The 19,000-nt window shown below is 69.6% G+C and carries 13 protein-coding genes; 6 read left to right on the top strand and 7 right to left on the bottom strand.

Going from position 1 to position 19,000, the window contains the following annotated elements:
* Positions 1 to 214: 214 nt before the first annotated feature.
* The 3 genes from ABNQ40_RS10120 to ABNQ40_RS10110 are packed head-to-tail and all read left to right on the top strand — an operon-like array spanning position 215 to position 2,311.
* Positions 215 to 1,108: an AEC family transporter gene (locus ABNQ40_RS10120; protein ID WP_109049570.1), complete on the top strand. Its 894-nt coding sequence runs from the start codon at positions 215 to 217 to the stop codon at positions 1,106 to 1,108.
* Between the two features lie 14 nt (positions 1,109 to 1,122).
* On the top strand, positions 1,123 to 1,632 hold the full coding sequence (locus ABNQ40_RS10115; RefSeq protein ID WP_109049569.1) for an OsmC family protein: 510 nt from the start codon (positions 1,123 to 1,125) through the stop codon (positions 1,630 to 1,632).
* Entirely contained in the window at positions 1,622 to 2,311 is a 690-nt protein-coding gene (locus ABNQ40_RS10110; RefSeq protein ID WP_109049568.1) for a nitroreductase, read from the top strand. Before ABNQ40_RS10115 ends, ABNQ40_RS10110 begins: the two co-directional genes overlap by 11 nt.
* Before the next feature lie 12 nt (positions 2,312 to 2,323).
* Here the strand turns inward: ABNQ40_RS10110 and ABNQ40_RS10105 are convergent, their stop codons facing one another.
* The 4 genes from ABNQ40_RS10105 to ABNQ40_RS10090 form a co-directional block, all read right to left on the bottom strand.
* Positions 2,324 to 2,722 carry a response regulator gene (locus ABNQ40_RS10105; protein WP_109049567.1) on the bottom strand — a complete coding sequence of 133 codons (399 nt, stop codon included), beginning with the start codon at positions 2,720 to 2,722 and terminating at the stop codon, positions 2,324 to 2,326.
* A gap of 37 nt (positions 2,723 to 2,759) precedes the next feature.
* Complete coding sequence (locus ABNQ40_RS10100) at positions 2,760 to 4,082, bottom strand: sensor histidine kinase (protein ID WP_109049566.1); 1,323 nt, start codon at positions 4,080 to 4,082, stop codon at positions 2,760 to 2,762.
* 142 nt (positions 4,083 to 4,224) lie between these two features.
* Positions 4,225 to 6,864 (bottom strand): PAS domain S-box protein, encoded by a 2,640-nt coding sequence (locus tag ABNQ40_RS10095; protein WP_109049565.1) that lies wholly within the window; start codon positions 6,862 to 6,864, stop codon positions 4,225 to 4,227.
* Entirely contained in the window at positions 6,861 to 9,809 is a 2,949-nt protein-coding gene (locus ABNQ40_RS10090) for a chemotaxis protein CheB (protein WP_109049564.1), read from the bottom strand. Before ABNQ40_RS10090 ends, ABNQ40_RS10095 begins: the two co-directional genes overlap by 4 nt.
* 441 nt (positions 9,810 to 10,250) lie before the next feature.
* Here ABNQ40_RS10090 and ABNQ40_RS10085 point away from each other — a divergent pair, with 441 nt between their 5' ends.
* Positions 10,251 to 12,296 (top strand): NAD(+) synthase, encoded by a 2,046-nt coding sequence (locus ABNQ40_RS10085; RefSeq protein WP_109049563.1) that lies wholly within the window; start codon positions 10,251 to 10,253, stop codon positions 12,294 to 12,296.
* 65 nt (positions 12,297 to 12,361) lie between these two features.
* On the opposite strand, the gene ABNQ40_RS10080 is transcribed toward ABNQ40_RS10085, so the two are convergent.
* From ABNQ40_RS10080 to lptF, 3 genes are all read right to left on the bottom strand, one after another.
* The gene (locus ABNQ40_RS10080) at positions 12,362 to 12,913 is read right to left on the bottom strand and encodes a flagellar biosynthesis regulator FlaF (protein ID WP_109049562.1); all 552 of its coding nucleotides are present in this window, start codon (positions 12,911 to 12,913) and stop codon (positions 12,362 to 12,364) included.
* Between the two features lie 88 nt (positions 12,914 to 13,001).
* Positions 13,002 to 14,012 (bottom strand): glycosyltransferase family 9 protein, encoded by a 1,011-nt coding sequence (locus ABNQ40_RS10075; protein ID WP_109049561.1) that lies wholly within the window; start codon positions 14,010 to 14,012, stop codon positions 13,002 to 13,004.
* Positions 14,009 to 15,175: an LPS export ABC transporter permease LptF gene (lptF, locus tag ABNQ40_RS10070; protein ID WP_247879748.1), complete on the bottom strand. Its 1,167-nt coding sequence runs from the start codon at positions 15,173 to 15,175 to the stop codon at positions 14,009 to 14,011. Before lptF ends, ABNQ40_RS10075 begins: the two co-directional genes overlap by 4 nt.
* A gap of 162 nt (positions 15,176 to 15,337) precedes the next feature.
* Here lptF and ABNQ40_RS10065 point away from each other — a divergent pair, with 162 nt between their 5' ends.
* Positions 15,338 to 17,500 carry a tetratricopeptide repeat protein gene (locus ABNQ40_RS10065; RefSeq protein ID WP_247879747.1) on the top strand — a complete coding sequence of 721 codons (2,163 nt, stop codon included), beginning with the start codon at positions 15,338 to 15,340 and terminating at the stop codon, positions 17,498 to 17,500.
* A 103-nt stretch (positions 17,501 to 17,603) separates the two neighbouring features.
* A complete protein-coding gene (locus tag ABNQ40_RS10060; protein ID WP_109490898.1) occupies positions 17,604 to 18,941 on the top strand; it encodes a sorbosone dehydrogenase family protein in 1,338 nt (445 codons plus the stop codon).
* Positions 18,942 to 19,000 lie beyond the last annotated feature (59 nt).

The following is a 19,000-nucleotide window of genomic DNA, read 5'->3' as shown; positions in this document are numbered from 1 at the left end:
TCATCGCCGCCGCATGCGAATGGGTGCGACTCGGGGGGGGATGTGCCGCAAGGGTCCGGGAACGCCCCAGCGATCCGAGCCCTGCCGAGCCCTGTCGCGCGGCTGCCCTGCGTCCCGGCTTGGGCTTGGGGGGATGACGGCGGGCGGGAATGCCGCCATGGTGGCCGACAATTCGCCTACCCATCGGTTGCAGCACAGGGTTCCGCCAGCCTCCATGCCCATCTCCGCCCTTCTGTCCGACGCCTTCGCCGTGCTGGCCCCGGTTTTCGTGGTAGCTGCACTCGGCTATGGCTGGACCCGGGGGAAGCTGCCCTACGACAGCGCCTTCATCACCACCTTCGCCATCAACGTGTCGTCGCCCTGCCTGGTCTTCGCCGCCCTGACGCGGCTGCACCTGTCCGCCGACGTGATGGGGGAGATGGCGCTGGCGGCGACGCTGTGCATGGCGCTGACGGCGCTGGCGTCGGTCCCGGTGCTGCTGGCGTCGGGGCTGTCGCTGCGGGTCTATGTGCCGGCGATGGCCTTCCCCAACGCCGGCAACCTGGGCCTGCCGGTCTGCCTGTTCGCCTTCGGCGAGAACGGCCTCAGCCTTGCCGTGCTGTTCTATGCGGTGATGTCGGTGGGGCAGTTCACGCTGGGGCCGGCGCTGGCCGCCGGGCGCTTCGACCTGGGGCAGATGGCGCGCACCCCGACGATCTACGCGGTGGCGGCGGCGGTGGCGATCCAGCTGTCCGGACTGCCGCTGCCGGTGTGGATCGGCAACACCACCACGCTGCTGGGCAACTGCGCCGTGCCGCTGATGCTGTTCTCGCTGGGGGTGGCGCTGTCGAAGCTGCGCCTCTCCGGCGCGGTGCGGGCCCTGTCGATGTCGGCCTTCCGGCTGGCGGTCGGCTTCGCCATGGGGCTGCTGGTGGCCTGGGCGATGGGGCTGACCGGAGCGGCGCGCGGCGTGGTGCTGGTGCAAAGCTCGATGCCGGTGGCCGTCTTCAACTATCTCTGGGCGCTGCGCTACGGCAACGCGCCGGAGGATGTCGCCGGCATGGTCCTGGGGTCCACCGCCATGGCCTTCGTCGGCCTGCCGGCGCTATTGATGTTCGTGATGCAGTAGAAGGGAGGAACTCCATGGCGCACAAGGAACACCGCTATGCCGTCCGTCTCGACTGGACCGGCAATCTCGGCACCGGCACCTCGTCCTACCGGGCCTACAGCCGCGACCACACGCTGAGCGCCGGGACCAAGCCGGCGATCCCCGCCACCTCCGACGCGGCCTTCCGCGGCGATCCGGCGCGCTGGAACCCGGAGGAGATGCTGGTCGGCGCCCTGTCCTCCTGCCATCAGCTCTGGTACCTGCATCTCTGCTCGGCCGCCGGGATCGTCGTCACCGGCTACAGTGACGATGCGGACGGGATGATGGAGGAGGAGACCGACGGCGGCGGCCAGTTCACCGCCGTCGTTCTGCGCCCGCGGGTGACGCTGGCGCCGGGGTCCGACGCCGGCAAGGCGCTGGCCCTGCATCACGAGGCGGCGGAGAAATGCTTCATCGCCCGGTCCGTCAATTTCCCGGTCCGGCACGAACCGGCGGTGGAGGTCGAGGGAGAAATGGGGGGAGAGGCGGCCGGCGATGAGCGCTGACCCCACGGCCCTGCCCGTGCTGGACGCCGTCGCCGGCCGGCGCAGCATCCGCGCCTTCCTGGCCACGCCGGTGGAGCGGGAGACGGTGCTGCGCATCCTCGACCTCGCCGCCCGCGCGCCGAGCGGCTCCAACATCCAGCCCTGGAAGGTCCACGCCATCGCCGGGGAGGCGCGCGCCGCCCTGTCGGCGGAGCTGCTGGCCGCCCATGAGGCCGGGGAGCCGGAGGTGCCGGAATATCCCTATTATCCCGAAAGCTGGCGGGAGCCCTATCTGGGCCGCCGGCGGGCGGTGGGCTGGGCGCTCTACGGCTCCATCGGCATCGGCAAGGGCGACCGCGAGCGGATGGCGCGCCAGCATGGCCGCAACTGGCTGTTCTTCGGGGCGCCGGTCGGGCTGTTCTTCAGCATCGACCGCGACATGGGCAAGGGGGCGTGGCTCGACCTCGGGATGTTCATGCAGAATGTCATGATCGTCGCCCGCGGCTTCGGGCTGGAGACCTGCCCGCAGGCCGCCTTCTGCTACCGCCACGCCATCACCGCTCGGCATCTGGGCCTGCCCGACGGCGAGATCATCGCCAGCGGCATGGCGCTGGGCTTCGCCGACTGGTCGGCACCGGAAAACAACTTCCCGACGGACCGCGAACCGGCCGAAGGCTTCACCCGCTTCACCGGATTCTGAGGGCTCGCACTCTTAGAGCGTGACGAACCCGTGGGGCGCCGCCGCGGACGGCGCGCAGGGCGACAGCGTGCCGGCGACGAAGGCGGCGGTCTGGACCAGCACGCGCGGCGAGAAGGGCTTGGCGATGTAGCCGAGCCCGACCCCGCCGGCCTGCGCCCTGTTGGGCGGGTTGCCGGTGGCGAAGACGCAAGCGATCCCCATCGCCTTCAATGCGCGGGCGACGTCGAGCCCGTTCGAGCCGTTGGCCAGCTTGATGTCGACGAAGGCCATGTCGGGCTTCTCCTGCCCGGCCAGGGCAAGGGCGGTCGGCAGATCCTCGGCGATGCCCGTCACCGCGTGGCCGGCCGACTGCAAAGTCAGCGACACGCCCTCGGCGATCAGGAATTCATCCTCTATGATCAGTATCTTCATTGTTTTTCTTGTATATTTTGTGGATCCGCCGGAAGGATCACGCCTGAGTTGGAGCAGACGGCTTCATTGGGAAAGTTAAAAGGAAACGGGTCCCCGGTGTCAAACGTTCGATCTCCAGACGCCCCCTTAATTGCCTCGTAAGATTGCGGGCCGTGTTCAGGCCGAAGCCGCCGCCACTGCTGCCCGCGACCTCCTCCGGCAGGCCGATGCCGTCGTCGGCGACATCGATGCGGACCTCGTTCCCCGCCACCGCCATATCCACCGTGACCCTGCCGCGCCGCCCGTCGGGAAAGGCGTGCTTGTAGCTGTTGGTCAGCAGCTCGTTGACGATCAGCGCCACCGGCACCGCGGTGTCGACCGGGGCCGACAGCAGCGTGCCAGCCGCCAGGGTCATCGCCGGCTCGGCCCCGCCAGTGGGCGGGACGGCGTTCTCGGCGATGCTGCGGATCAGGTCGGTCAGTTCGACGGTGTCGTACACCGCCCCTTCGCCATAGAGGCGGCGATGGACCTCGGCAATCGCCAGCACCCGGCTGCTGCTGTCCAGCAGTTCCTGCCGCACCTCCGCACTGCGATGCCGCATCGCCTGGGTCCGCAGCAGGTTGGCGACGATCTGCAAGGAATTCTTGACCCGGTGGTTGACCTCGTCCAGCAGGATCCTGTTCTCCTGCAACGTCGCGGCCAGCACCTCCCCTTCGGCCCGCTCGGCCTGATAGTCCCGCTCCAGCCGCCGGACGGTCGAGAAGCAGAGCCAAGCGGTGACCGTGACGAAGATGCCCCCATAGGCAATCATCAGCAGCTCGAGGATGGTGGCATGCCGGCTGCGCCGGGCAAGCAGCAGGTCCTCTTCCGCCCGCATGGTGGCGGTCAGGCGCCGGATCGCGGCCATCGTGGTGGCGCCCTTTCCCTCGCGGATGGTCGCCAGTGCCTGCTCCAGTCCTTCTTTGGTGGCCTGCCGCAGTACCTCGGCTATCTGGTCCAGCCTGTCGGCGGTCAGGGAACGCAGAGCCTTCAACTTGTCCTGCTGCACCGGGTTGTCGGCGGTCAGCGACCCGATACTGTCCAGCAACCGTCGGCTGCGCTCGCTCCCCTCCTCGTAGGCGGCGAGATGAACGGGGTCCGGCAACAGCAGATATCCGCGCTGGCCGGATTCGGTGTCGGACAGAGTGGATTGCAGTTCCCCGACCGCGGAGATGACCTCGTGCGTGTGGTCGATCCAGTCGATGGCGCGTCGATATTCGATGAAGACGACGACGAGCAGCAGGAAGCCGACGAACAGGCCGCCGAGCAGCATCGCCGATACTCTTGCGGCCCGGGCGCGCACCGTCCGGCGCGCAAGGCTGGCATCCGTGTCGATGGGCATGAGCCATCCCCGTCCTGCGGAGTCGTTCACCTCTTAAACAATTCGAATAGCATGGATCTTCACCTGCCCCGGGCATTGACGTGAATCAAAAAAAGCTACGTCGGCAAACCATCGTGACACCATCGCATGAAGCGATCGCATCCTAGCCACTCAACGCCGCCGCCAGCGTATCGTGCAGACGGCCGGGCTGGATCGGCTTGTGCAGCAATGCGCATTGGGCGCCGGCCGCCTCCCGCAGCCGGTCCGCCGAGGTGTCGCCGGTCAGGAGCACGCCGGGAATGTCGCGCGACAGGCGGCGGCGGACCATGTCCATCACCATCAGCCCCGTCGTCCCTTCCGGCAGGCGGTAATCGGCCAGGATCAGGTCGGGCTCCTCCCCCGACTCGATCAGGTCGCCCAGAAGCTGCTCCGCCTCCGCCCCGCTGCCGGCCTCCGCCACGCGATAGTTCCAGTCCTCCAGCATCAGCACCAGCGCCATACGGATGACGGCGTCGTCCTCCACCAGCATGACCAGCCGCCCGGCTTCGTCATCGGCTCCGCTGCGGCCGGCGCTGCCGGACCGGTCGGTCATGTCCGGCCTGGTTTCGGTCAGGGGCAGGCTGACGGTGAAGCGGCTGCCTCGGCCCAGCGAGGAGGTCACGTCGATGGTACCGTCCAGCATGGTGACCAGCCGCTTGGCGATGCTGAGCCCCAGCCCGAGCCCCTCGCGCCGGTCGCGGGCGGCGTTGCCGACCTGGTAGAAGTCCTGGAAGATGCGGTCGATGTGCTGGTCGGCGATGCCGATGCCGGTATCCCACACCTCGATCTGCACATGGTCGCCGCGCTGCCGCGCACCGATCAGCACCCGCCCGCCGGGGGCGAAATGCAGTGCATTGGTCAGCAGAGCGCGCAGCACCCGCTCCAGCAGCCGCGGATCGGTGCGTGTCGTCAGAGGTGGCGCCACCAGACGCAGGGTCTGCCCCGCCTTCTCGGCCGCAGGCGCGAATTCCCCATGCAGCCGGGCTAGCAGGGCGGCGATGTCGACCGACTCCGGATTGGGGGCGACCAGCCCCGCCTCCAGCTTGGAGATGTCGAGCATCCCGTCCAGCATGCCGCCCAGCCCGCCGAGCGAGGACTGGATCTGCTCCGCCATCCGCCGGGCGCCGGGGGAAAGCGCTTCCTTCATCAGCAGGTCGGAGAGCAGCATCAGGGCCTGCACCGGCTGGCGCAGATCGTGGCTCGCCGCCGCCAGGAAGCGCTCGCGCGCGTCCAGCGCCACGTTCAGCTCGCGTTCCAGCGCCTTCACCGCGGTGATGTCGGCGACGCTGGACACCACCGCCTCGACCCGGCCGGCGGGATCGGCGACCGGGCGGCTCGACACCCGCAGCCAGCGGGTGGGGGCGGTGGCCTCCTCCCCCTCGACCACGCCGATGATGCGCTCGACCACCGGCTTGCCGCTGCGCACCGCCTCCGCCGCGGGGGGAAGCCCATGCAGCCGGTTGCCGTTGGCGTCGATGAAGCGGCGGCCGGCGGTGGTCGGGACCATGGTGGACGGGGCGGTTGCCGGGACCAGTTGCCCGTCAGCCCGGCTCTCTGCCTTGCCATTTGCGTCGAAGGCCGACGCCATCGGGTCGAGCAGGGCGCGGGCGGGGCCGTCCAACAGCCGCTCGGCCATGGCATTGGCCAGCAGGCTGCGGCCATCGACGGCGGTCATCGCCAGCGCATCGTGCAGCGACTGCACCAGCACCCGGTGCCGCCGCTCGCTGAGGTTCAGCGCCGCTTCAGCGGTCCGCCGCGCGGTGACGTCGCGGAAGGCGACGACGGCGCCCTGAATGCGCTCCTGCATCGGGGCGAGGCGCATGCCGGACGCCAGCATGGAGGAGATGGTGACCTCCACCAGCAGCGTCCCGCCATCCTCCCGGCGGAGCTTCTCGCAGGCGACGCTGCGCGGCCGGCCATCGGTCAGCGACAGGGCCAGCGCACGGGCCGCCCCGCCCGCCTGGGATGCCGCCGGATCCGTTTCGCCGACCGGCAGCCCGGTCCCGGCCTCCGCCGGTCCGGCAAACAGGTCGGAGGGCGGGCGGCCGATCAGGTCGAGGTCGAGATGCCCGGTCATCGCCGTCGCCGCGGCGTTGACGAAGCGGATGCGGCCGTCGGCGTCCACTCCCAGGATGCCGTCGCCGACCGACTGGAGGATGTGGTGATAGTCGGCGCGCGCCCGCTCGGCGTCGTCGCGGGCCTGCTGCACCTCGCGAAGCCAAGCGTTGCGTTCGGTCAGGTCGGTGATGGTCAGCAGCACGTCGCCGCGGTCGCTGTCGTCCAGCGTCACCCGGCGGGCGTCGGTCAGCCCGTCGATGATCGTGCCCTGGGGCCCGAGATAGCGGAACTCCTGCCGGACCCAGTCCCCATGGTCGCGCAGCCGGCCGAGCGCGGTGAACAGCCGGCCATGGTCGACGCTGTCGAGCAGCAGGGTCAGCGGGCGGCCCTTCAGCCGCAGCATCGGCAGGCCGAACTGCCGTTCGGCGGCGGCGTTGGCCTCGCCGACGATGCCGGCGGCGTTCACCGCCAGACAGGCCAGCGGCACCGACTGGAAAAGCTGGAGATATTGCAGGCGGGACGCCTCCAGCGCCTGCTGGGCGCCGCGCAGCTCCTCGTTCTGGATCTCAAGCTCGGCCTGATGGACATACAGCTCGTGCAGCAGTTCCTTCATCGAGGTGGCGGTGACGTCCGTCGCCTCGAAATTCCCGCCGTTGAGAATGGTTTCGGCACGGCGCCGCAGTCGGCCGGAGGATTCCTCGGTCATTCCCCGCCTCCGTCACCCCGGTCGCCAGTGCCGGCTCCGTCGACCTGCAATTCCATCAGCTTGCGGTTGGTTATGTTGATGTGGCTGACGACGATGCCGCCGTCATGGTCGTTCATGCGGGTGGCGTGCATCAGGAACCAGCGCTGTTCATCGGGCGAATGACAGGGATATTCGATGGAGAAATCGTCGGCTTCGCCGTCCAGGATGCGGCGCAGCCCGTCATGCACCGCCCGGGCGATGCCGTCCTTCTTCGCCGCCTCGGGGTTGAGGCAGACGTCGAGATAGTTGGTACCGACGCCGCAGCGCTCGGTCGCCGCGGCGCCGTTGCGCTGGGCAAAGCCGCGCCAGGCGGCGTTCACCATGACGATCCGGCCGTCCCGGTCGGTCACGGCGATATGCTCCGGCAGGCTGTCCAGCACCTTCTGCAGCCGCTCCTGCGCCTGCTTGGTCTCCGTCACGTCGACGAAGGTCACCACCACGCCGCCGATCTGATTCTTGTCGGTCAGGTAGGGCAGGATGCAGGTCAGCACCCAGCGGCCGTCATAAACCCGGACATGGCGTTCCACCGCCTCCTGCCCGTCGAACACCTTGCGGATGTCGCCGAGGAAATCGGGATAGTCGATGTTGGTGGACAGATGCGCGATGGAGCGGCCGATGTCGCGCGGGATGATGTTGATGAAGCCGGCCGCCGCCGGGGTGAAGCGGCGGATGACGAAGTCGACGTCCAGGAACACCGTGCCGATCTCGGTCGAGCGCAGCAGATTGTCGAGGTCGTTGGTGATCTCGGTCAGCTCCTCCACCTTCGCCTGATATTCGGCGTTTACGGAGTAAAGCTCCTCGTTGACCGATTGCAGTTCCTCGTTGGTGCTCTGCAACTCTTCATTCGAGGCCAGCAACTCCTCGTTGGTGGCCTGCAATTCCTCGTTGGCGGTCTCCAGCTCCTCGATGGTCGCCTGGAGGTTCTCGCCGCGCGACAGCAGTTCCTGTTCCAGCCCGCGGATGCGCTCGGCGGCGTCAGCGTTCAGGTCGAAGTCGGAATCCGGAACCGACAGCGGCAGCATGTTGGCGCGGTCCAGCACCACCAGGGCGAAGCGGTGCCCGGTCTTGCGCGCGACATAGGGCTGGACCCGCAGGCTGATCGCCGCCACCCCCTCGCGGTCCTTCACCGGGATGTTGGACAGCGCGAACTCCTCACCGGAGCGGAAGGCGCGGTTCAGCGCGGTGCCCGTCACCATGGCGACCGAGGAGGGCAGCAGCTTCAGCACGTTCAGCGTCGCCTCGCCCGCCGGCACCTTCAGCAGGGACGAGGCGTCGCCGAACACATGCATGATGGTCATCTGTTCGTTGACCAGCAGGCAGGGCGGCACATAGGCCTTCATCAACGCGCCGATGGCCTCGTCGATGACCGCCCCCTCCTCCATGCCATGGCTTCCGACATCCTCGCCATGACGGGCCAGCGGAGCCGCCACCGTCGGCACCAGCAGGCGCGACAGCCGGAAGGAGCCGGCGCGCAGGCTCTGGAACACCTTGTTGCGGCTGTCGACGGTGTGGAAATCGGACTGGAGGTCGCCCAGCGTCTCGCTGGTGCCGAGGAACAGGAAGCCGCTCTGGCGCAGGGCGTACTGGAACAGGCTCAGGACCTTCCGCTGCAACGGCTGGTCCATGTAGATCAGCAGGTTGCGGCAGCTCAGCAGGTCGATCTTGGTGAAGGGCGGGTCGCGCATGATGTTGTGGGCGGCGAACACCACCATGCGGCGGATGTCGCGCGACACCGCATAGCTGTCGCCGCGCGCGACGAAGAAGCGGCTCAGCCGGTCCGGCGACACGTCCTCGGCAATCGCGCGCGGATATTCGCCGAGACTTGCGATCTCGATGCTGTCCTGGTCGATGTCGGTGGCGAAGATCTTGACGTCGAAGCTGCGCCCCAGCTTTTCCTGCGCCTCTGCGAACAGGATGGCGAGGGAGTAGGCCTCCTCCCCGCTGGCGCAGCCGCAGACCCAGACGCGGACCATGTCGGTCGGGCTGCGGTTGGCGAGCAGGCTGGGGATCACCCGGTCGGCCAGGACGCGGAAGGCCGCCTCGTCCCGGAAGAAGCGGGTGACGCCGATCAGCATCTCCTTGTAGAGATTGACCGTCTCGGCGCTGTTCCGCCGCAGCAGGGCGGCATACTCGTCCATCGACTCAAGACCGGCGCCCTGCATCCGCCGCTCGATCCGCCGCAGCAGGGTCGCCAGCTTGTAATGCGAGAAATCGACGCCGGTGACGGAGCGGATGACCGCGATGATCTGGGCCAGCGGGTCGTCGCCGTCCTCGCGCCGCTGGCGCGGCGGCATCGGCCGGGCGCGCGCCAGCGCCTTGCGCGCATGCTGGATCAGGCGGGCCGGCAGATCCTCCGGCGCCAGGGTGGCGTCGATCTGCCCGGTGGCCAGCGCGCTGCGCGGCATGCCGTCGAACTGCGCGGTTTCCGGCTGCTGGACAGCGGTGAAGCCGCCGGCCGACTTGATCGCCATCAGGCCGCGCGTGCCGTCCGATCCGGTCCCCGACAGGATCAGGCCGATGGCGAAAGGCCCCTGGTCGCGGGCGAGTGCGGTGAGGAAGATGTCGATCGGCAGGCTCATGCCGCCGCTGGCGTCCTTGGCGGTCAGCCGCAGCCGGCTGTCCTCGATGCTCAGATGCTTGCCCGGCGGCAGCAGATAGACGGTGTTGCGCTGGACCGGCACGCCTTCGGTCGCCTGCACGACCTCCATCGCCGTGTGCTTCGCCAGCAGATCGACCATCAGGCTCTTGTGCACCGGCGACAGGTGCTGAACCACGACATAGGCGAGGTCGCTGTCGCCGGGCACCGCGTCGAAGAAGCGCTGCAACGCCTCCAGCCCGCCGGCCGAGGCACCGATGCCGACGATGCAGCAGGCCTGCTCCGGCGGCGCGCCCGTTTCCGCCGGCACTCCCCCCGCGTCCGCATCGGGCAATGCGGCGGCTGTCGGGTCAGGCTGCGTGGCGGGCGTGTCCGTTGGCACTGTGATAAACGAGTCCTTCTGGCGTCGGCCTGCCGGCTCTCTGCGCAAGCGAGCCCCTGCCTATATCCAACGCTGTTGGTTTGGTCAACTTGACTGTCGTAGGGCATCGTCCTCCAACATCATCATTTTATCTGGAATGTCCGCATCTTCCCATCGATTTGACTTTGGTTTTATAACGAATGTATCGTGTCTTAAGCATCGCCCGGGCGAGCCTCAGCATCTATCCCTCCGAACGGTCCGAAGCCAAGGGATCAGACAGAGCGCGAGCGGGACGGGGGACCTGACGTGCGCGAAATTCCTGCTATGTTTGCTGCCCCCGGGCGTCGCATCCTGGGGCGTCAATGGCATGCAAGGCAGCGGGAACGGGTCATGAGCTTCACCTCGATCTATCGCCACGGCTTCGCGCGGGTGGCCGCCTGCACCACGCGCAGCACCCCCGCCGACCCGGCGGCCAATGCCGCGGCGGTGCTGGAGGCGGCGCGCGCCTGCCACGACAAGTCGGTGGCGGTGGCGCTGTTCCCCGAACTGGCGCTGTCTGGCTACGCCATCGACGATCTGCTGATGCAGGATCCGCTGATCGACGCGGTGGAGCAGGCGATCCTCGATCTGGTGCAGGCGTCGGCCGGGCTGATGCCGCTGCTGCTGGTGGGCGCGCCGCTGCTGTATGACGGGCGGCTCTACAACACGGCGGTGGCGATCCACCGGGGCGAGTTGCTGGGCGTGGTGCCGAAGCAGCATCTGCCCAACTACCGCGAATTCTATGAGCGGCGCCAGTTCGCGTCGGGCGCCGGCACCGAAGGCGGGACGATCCGCATCGGCGACCTGACCGCGCCCTTCGGCCCCGACCTGCTGTTCTCCGCCGAGGACCAGCCCGGTCTGGTCGTCCATGCCGAGATCTGCGAGGATCTGTGGGTTCCGGCCCCGCCCAGCACCATGGCGGCGCTGGCCGGCGCGACGATCCTCGCCAACCTGTCGGCCAGCAACATCACCATCGGCAAGTCCGACACCCGCCGCCTGCTGGCGAAATCGCAGTCGGCGCGCTGCCTGGCAGCCTATCTCTATTCGTCGGCCGGGGCGGGGGAATCGACCACCGACCTTGCCTGGGACGGCCAGACCTCGATTTTCGAGAATGGCGAGAAGCTGGCGGAAACCGACCGCTTCCCCGACGGCGCCCAGATGGCGGTGGCCGATGTCGATCTGGACCTGCTGCGGCAGGAGCGGCTGCGCCAGGGCACCTTCGACGACAACCGCCGCCTGTTCCCCGGTGCCACCGACAGCTTCCGCACCGTCGCCTTCCGTCTCGACGCGCCAGAAGAAGATGTCGGCCTGCTGCGCGTGGTGCCGCGCCTGCCCTTCGTCCCGGCCGCCGCCGAACGGCTGGAACAGGACTGTTACGAGGCCTACAACATCCAGGTTGCCGGCCTGGTCCAGCGGCTGCGCGCCACCGGAATCAGGACGGTGGTGATCGGCGTGTCGGGCGGCCTGGACAGCACCCATGCGCTGATCGTCGCCGCCCGCGCCATGGACCGGCTCGGCCTGCCACGGACCGGCATCCTCGGCTACACCATGCCGGGATTCGGCACCAGCGAGGGCACCAAGTCCAACGCCTGGAAACTGATGACGGCGCTGGGGGTGACGGCCAGGGAACTCGACATCCGGCCGGCGGCCAACCAGATGCTACGGGACATGGACCACCCCTTCGCCCGCGGCGAGGCGGTGTACGACATCACCTTCGAGAATGTGCAGGCCGGCCTGCGCACCGATTACCTGTTCCGCCTCGCCAACCAGCACAACGGCATCGTTCTGGGCACCGGCGACCTGTCGGAACTGGCGCTGGGCTGGTGCACCTATGGCGTCGGCGACCAGATGTCCCATTACAACGTCAATGCCGGCGTGCCGAAGACGCTGATCCAGCATCTGATCCGCTGGGTCGGCCGCACCGGCCAGTTCCAGCAGGAGGTGTCGGCAACGCTGGACGCCATCCTGAAGACGGAAATCTCGCCGGAACTGGTGCCGGCCGGCTCCGACAAGGCGCTGCAAAGCTCCGAATCCGTGGTCGGACCGTACGATCTGCAGGACTTCACCCTGTTCTACGTGCTGCGCTACGGCTTCCGCCCGTCGAAGCTCGCCTTCCTGGCCCGCCATGCCTGGTCCGATGCCGAAAAGGGCGATTGGCCGGAGGGCTATCCGCTGGAGAAGCGCCGCGCCTACAGCCCGGCCGAGATCCGCGACTGGCTGCGGGTGTTCCTGCGCCGCTTCTTCGGCTTCAGCCAGTTCAAGCGCTCGGCCATGCCGAACGGCCCGAAGGTGAGCGCCGGCGGTTCGCTGTCCCCCCGCGGCGACTGGCGCGCCCCGTCGGACGGCAACGCCCGCATCTGGCTGGAGGAGCTGGACCGCGAGGTTCCGGCGGAGTGAGCGGACAAAAAAAGGCCGGCGCCCCATCGGAGCGCCGGCCTTTCTCCTGTCGGTTGCGACAGCGATCAGATCGAGATGCGCAGGGACTCGCGGTTCACCGGGGCGGCGTCCGGGGCGGTCATCGGGCGCGGCGGCACGGCGGGGCGCATGCCGGCCGGCGGCTGCCCCGGCGCCGGAGCGGCCTGCGGTGCCTGGGGCGCTTGTGGAGCGGCCGTCTGCGGCGTGCCCGGATGCGGCTGGGTCGCCTGCTGGGCGGCGATGAACTGGCCCTGGGCGGTCAGGCCGCTGGCGACGTTGCGGTTGATGTTGACCAGCGTGTCGATCTTGCCGAAATCCAGGTCGATCAGACGGTTGGTCGTCTCGCGGTCGACCAGCAGCGACAATGCTGCGATGTTCGTCCGGACTTCCGGCGGATGGCCGCAATCCTCTTCGGTGATCGCCGCCTGGAAGATCGTCCACAGGCGCTGATTCAGCTGAAGGGCCTCGCGGTAGGCCTTTTCGTCCTTGGCATGGCTGGCGGCGATGATACGGCGCGCCGCTTCCGCCAGGGCCCAAGCCTCGACGTCGCGCGGATTGTCCGAGGTCGGCTTGTTGGCGTAGGTGGGAGTCGGCTTCATTCCAAACCCTCGGGGGAAAACCCATCCGGTGGGGGCGGACCCGCCCCTTTGCTTCGTCCCGGAAGTGTCGGTTATCCGACCGGCTTTGTCAACGCAACGGGGGTAGTTCGGCCGGTGCGGAAGACCCTGACGCAAACTGGTCACAAGTTCTATGCGTTTCGGCGAGGAGTGACGCCGCCGTTTCGGCCACCCGGTCCTCGTCGATGCCGTCCATCAGCCCGCGGGCGTTGGGGTCGACGGTGACGCGGGCCAGCAGCTCCGGCTGGGACACGCTGCTGACCACCACCCGGCCAAGTGGCCCCCAGGGACCGTAGATTGCGGGATAGCCGGGGCCGAACAGCCCGACGGTCGGCACGCCCGCCGCCGCCGCGATGTGCATCAGCCCGCTGTCGTTGCCGACATAGAGCGCCGCCCGCTCCAGGCAGGCGGCGGCGGCCATCGGGTCGGTGCGGCCGGTCAGGTCGATGGCCCGCGGCCCCAGCGCCGCCAGCACCGGCTGCGCCCGCTCCCGCTCCGGCCCGGCGGCCAGCACCGCCACCCGGGCGCCGGCCAGCGGCCCGCCCTCCCCGGTCAGGCGCAGGGCCAGCCGGGCGAAGCGCTCCGCCGGCCATTCCTTGCCCAGCCAGTTGGCCGTCGGCCCGATGGCGAGGAACGGCCCGGTCCCGGCGGGGATGAGGGCGTCGGCCTGCCGCGTCGCCTCCGCGTCGATCCACAGGCGCGGGGCCGGCGGCGGCGACAGGCCCAGCACGGCGGCATTCTCCTCCACCTTGTGCATCGGGCGCGCCGCCTTGGCGTGGAAGGCGCGGCGCCGCGCCGGCACCAGCCGCCCGACCGCCGAATTGCGCAAATCCACCACGAGATCCCAGCGCGTGCCGACGCAGTCCAGCCACAGCCGCAGCCAATGGCGCGCATAGGAACGCTTCGCCAGCGGGATCAGCCGCTCCAGCCCCGGCACCGACCGGAACAGCGGCGCCGGCAGCGGCCCGCAGGCGACGGTCAGCCGCGCCCCCGGATAGGCGTCGGTCAGATGGCCGAGCAGACCGGTCGACAGCACCGCGTCGCCCAGCCGGTTGGAGGTGATGAAGAGGATGCGGCTCATGACGCCGACGACCCGGCCGCGCCTGCATCGGGGCCGGTATGGGGGTCGGCATCGGGCGCACCCTGCCGGCGCCCCGGACGCAGGCTGAGGCCGCGCGACATCACCCACAGCGGCGGCAGCAGCATCGCCAGCGGCATGGCGTACATCAGCGGCACGAAGACTGTGGCCTTGCCGGCGAGGCTGGTCAGCCCCAGCGCGCCCGCCTGCAACCCCATCACCGCCAGCACGGCGATGGTGACGCGGGAGGATTGGCCGCGGCGGTTGAACTCGCCCGAAAGCAGCGCCGACAGCGCCACCAGCGCATAGGTCAGGGCCAGCAGCGGCGAGGAGAAGCGGTGGTGCAGCTCGGCGATCAGGCCGCGCCGCATGCGGTCGTCCTGCGCCGGGACGTTGCCGTCCATCAGCTCCGCCGTCGTGCGTTCGCGGGCGTCGGGCCAGCGGTCCGCCGCCTGGGGCGCCACCGCCTTCAGGTCGACGGCATAGCGGTCGAAGAACAGCTGCGACAGCCGGTTGGTCTTGCGGTCCAGCTCCTGCCGGTTGCCGTCATAGACGACGAAGCGCGTGCCGTCCGGGCCGGTCTGCATCACCGCGCGGTCGCCCATGATCGTCACCGGCTTGTCCGGCTGGCGCCCGTCATGGATCAGCACCTTGTGCAGGTTGCCGTCGGAATCGCGGTCGCGCAGGAAAACGCTGAAGCGGTCGCCGACCTCGTTGAACACGCCCTCGCGCAGGAACAGCTGCGAATAGTCGCTGCGCACGGTGTATTCCATCCGCACCAGCTCGCGGTGGGCGGCCGGGGTGATCCAGATGTTCAGGGTGAAGACGACGGCCATCACCCCCACCGCCAGCGCCAGTGCCGGGGTCGAGAGCGAGAAGGGGCCGACGCCGGCCGCGCGCATCACCACCAGCTCGCTGTCGGTCGCCATCTTGTTGTAGGTGAACAGGATGGCCCCGACCAGCGCCAGCGGCAGCACGATCCCGAGGAAGGTCGGCACGGTCAGCAGCAGCAGCCACAGGAACATGCCCATCGGCGCGCCGGCGCTGACCACGATCTCGATCAGGCGCAGCGACTGGCTGAGCCAGATGGTCAGCGTCAGGCCGGCCGTCGAATAGAGCGTGGCGATCAGCAGGTTGCGGAACAGGTACCGTTGCAGTCGGTTCATCGGGGATCGGCCGGGGGCTGTATACGGCCGGCAAGCTGACCGTCCCAGCCCGCCGGGTCAAGTGTTGAAAACCGCGCGCGCCCACACGGGGGCCCGCTTGGGCGCCCCCTCGGACTGGGAAAGCACTGGCGCCCGCCCGCGCCAGCCGGTATGACGGTCGACATGGCGACGATCCAGGAAGCGATGGCTGCCGCGGTGGCGCATCATCAGTCCGGCCGGCTCGGCGAGGCGGCGGCGCTCTATCACGCCGTCCTGGACGCCCTGCCTAGCCATGCCGACGCCGCCCATCTGCTGGGCGTCGTCCATCTGCAATCCGGCCAGCCCGACCGCGCCGTCACCCTGATCCGCAGCGCCATCCAGCACAACCACCGGGTCGCCGACTATCACGACAATCTCGGCAGCGCGCTGAAATCGCTGGGCCGGCTGGAGGAGGCGGTGGCCGCCCACCGGCAGGCGGTCCGCCTGCGGCCGGAGTTCGCCCAGGCGCTCTACAATCTCGGCAACGCGCTGGAGGCTCAGGGCCGTCTGGAGGAAGCGGCGACCGCCTTCCGGCAGGCGGCGGCGCGCCGTCACGGCTATGCCCGCGCCCGCTTCAACCTGGGCAATGTGCTGGCGGCACTGGGCCGGCGGGCGGACGCCGACGACGCCTATCGCGCCGCCCTGGCCGACGAACCGACCTTCGTCGAGGCGCATGCCAACCGCGGCGCCCTGCTGCTGGCGCTGGAGCGCCCGCGGGAGGCGGCGGCGGATCTGGCCCGCGCCCTGGCGCTGCGCCCCGACCATGCTCCGGCCCTGTCCAACCTCGCCGCGGCCCGGCTGGCGCTGGGCGACCGCGACGGTGCCGAGCTTGCGGCCCGCCATGCCGTGGCCGCCCGGCCGGATCTGGCCGACTGCCTGCTGCGGCTGGGCGAGGTGCGCCAGCGCGCCGACCGGCTGGGGGCCGCCGCCGACGCCTACCGGACGGCGCTGGCCTGGAATCCGGCGTTGGCGGAGGCGCAGGCCAACCTCGCTTTGGTCCGCCAGGGCCAGGGGCTGCTCGACGCGGCGGAGGTCGGGAACCGGCGGGCGCTGGCGCTCGATCCGACGCTGGCCGACGTGCGGTCCAACCTCGCCTATCTGCTGCTGTTCCGGCCGGGGGTGACGGCGGCGGCGGTGCTGGAGGCGCATCGCGACTGGGACCGGGTGCATGGCGCGCCCCACCGCGGGCGCTGGGTGAAGCCGGGAAAGGCAGGCGCGCGGAAGGGGCCGCTGACCGTCGCCATCTTGTCCGGCGATTTCCGCCGCCACCCCGCCGGCCTGTTCGCCCTCCGCACGGTGGAGGCGCTGCCGGGCCACGACATCCGCCTGCTGCTCTATGCCAACCAGAGCGAATCCGACGATGTGACCGGCCGCTTCCGCAAGGCGGCGGCGCAATGGACCGCGGTCGCCGGCCTGACCGATGCGGAGCTGGCGGCGCGGATCCGCCACGACCGGCCCGACGTGCTGATCGACCTTGCCGGCCACAATGCCCGCGGCCGTCCCGGCGTCTTCGCCCGCAAGCCGGCCCCGGTCCAGGTGGCGTGGTCGGGCTATATGGCGACGACCGGGCTGGCGGCGATGGATGCGCTGGTCGCCGACCGCCACCATGTGCCGGACGGGATGGAGGCCTTCTATGCCGAGCGTGTGCTCCGCATGCCCGACGCCTTCATCGCCTACGATCCGCCGGACGTTGAGGAACTGCCGCTGACGCCGCCGCCGTGCCTGTCGGGCGGGCCGGTCACCTTCGGCAGCTTCAACATCCTGACCAAGCTGAACGACGGCGTGCTGGCGGCCTGGGCGGCGATCCTGGGCCGGGTGCCGGGATCGCGCCTGCTGATGAAGACAAAGGCGCTGTCCTGCCCCGATACCGCCGCCCTGTGGCGCGGCCGGCTGGCCGCCGCCGGCATCGACCCCGGCCGGGTGACGATGGTCGGCGCAACCAGCAGCCTGGACCACATGCGCCGGTGCGCGTCGGTCGATGTGGCGCTCGACCCCTTCCCCTTCTCCGGCAGCACCACGACGCTGGAAACGCTGTGGATGGGGGTGCCGGTCGTCACCCTGCCGGGAGAGACCTTCTCCAGCCGCCATTCGCTGGCCTTCCTGACGGTGGCCGGCGTGGAGGGCTGCATCGCCGCCGATCCGGCCGAGTACGTGGAGCGCGCCGTCGCCTGGGCCGCCGATCCGCAGGGGCTGGCGGAGTTGCGCCGGAGCTTGCGGAGCCGCATGGTCGCCGGGCCGCTGTGCGACGGCGGAAAGCTGGCCGCCGCCCTGGCGGCGGAACTGCGGGCCCTGACCCTGCCGCACTGAAGGCGGAACCAACCCGGATGCGCCGGCGTTGAGCGTGGGTACTCCCTCCACGCTTACAGACGCGGGATTTCGGCGCATGCACAGCACCACACGGCTCGCCTTCATGCTTTCGGCGACGGTCGCCGTCCTGTCGCTCGCCGGCTGCGGCGATCAGGCGTCCCTGCCGGTGTCGGCCGGCACCGGCCCCAACCCGACACTGCCGGCGCCGAAATCCACGCTGATCCCGACGGTCAACATCGCCGACGCCATCGGCTGGCCGCAGGGGGCGCAGCCGGTGGCGGCCAAGGGGTTGAGCCTCACCGCCTTTGCCACCGGCCTGGACCATCCGCGCTGGATGCTGGCCCTGCCGAACGGCGACATATTGGTGGCGGAGACCAACGCCCCGCCGAAACCGGAGGACGGCAAGGGCATCAAGGGCTGGGTCATGGGGCTGGTGATGGGCAAGGCCGGCGCCAAGACGCCGAGCGCCAACCGCATCACCCTGCTGCGCGACAGCGACGGCGACGGCAAGGCCGATGTCCGCGAGCCCTTCCTCGAAGGGCTGAACTCGCCCTTCGGCATGGCGCTGGTCGGCGGCGACCTCTACATCGCCAACAGCGACGCCGTGGTGAAGGTGCCCTACAAGCAGGGCTACACCCGGATCGCCGCCAAGCCGGTGAAGGTCGTCGATCTGCCGGGCGGGCCGATCAACCACCATTGGACCAAGAACATCATCGCCAGCCGCGACGGCACCAAGCTCTATGCCACCGTCGGCTCCAACAGCAATGTCGGGGAGAACGGGATGGAGGCGGAGCAGGGCCGCGCCGCCATCTGGGAGATCGACCTGAAGACCGGGGCGCACCGCATCTTCGCGTCGGGCCTGCGCAACCCGAACGGCATGGATTGGGAGCCGACCTCCGGCGTCCTGTGGACCGCCGTCAACGAGCGCGACGAGATCGGCAGCGACCTCGTCCCCGACTATATGACCTCGGTGAAGGACGGCGGCTTCTATGGTTGGCCTTACAGCTATTACGGCCAGCATGTCGACCAGCGGGTGGAGCCGCAGCGCCCCGACCTCGTCGCCAAGGCGATCCCGCCCGACTATGCGCTGGGTCCGCACACCGCCTCGCTCGGCCTGACCTTCTCCCGCCAGGGCGACCTGCCGCCGAACCTGCAGGAGGGTGCCTTCATCGGCCAGCACGGGTCGTGGAACCGCGATCCGGCCAGCGGCTACAAGGTGATCTTCGTGCCGTTCCGCAACGGCAAGCCGGCGGGCGAGCCGGTGGACGTGCTGACCGGCTTCCTCGACAAGGACGGCAAGGCGCAGGGCCGCCCGGTCGGCGTGATCCTGGACAACAAGGGCGCCCTGCTGGTCGCCGATGATGTCGGCAACGCGATCTGGCGCGTCGGCGGCACCGCCACCGCACAGTCGGCGGAGCGGCCGGACCAGCCGGCGAAGTGATCGACCGGAAAGGGGAGGCGGGCATTCCCCTCCCCTTCCGCCCGCAATGGCGCGATACT

Origin of the sequence: Azospirillum sp. A23, assembly GCF_042938965.1 — a bacterium.
Lineage (GTDB): Bacteria > Pseudomonadota > Alphaproteobacteria > Azospirillales > Azospirillaceae > Azospirillum > Azospirillum melinis.
Note: the sequence above shows the minus strand (reverse complement) of the source record. Positions and strands in the feature narration are given on the sequence as shown.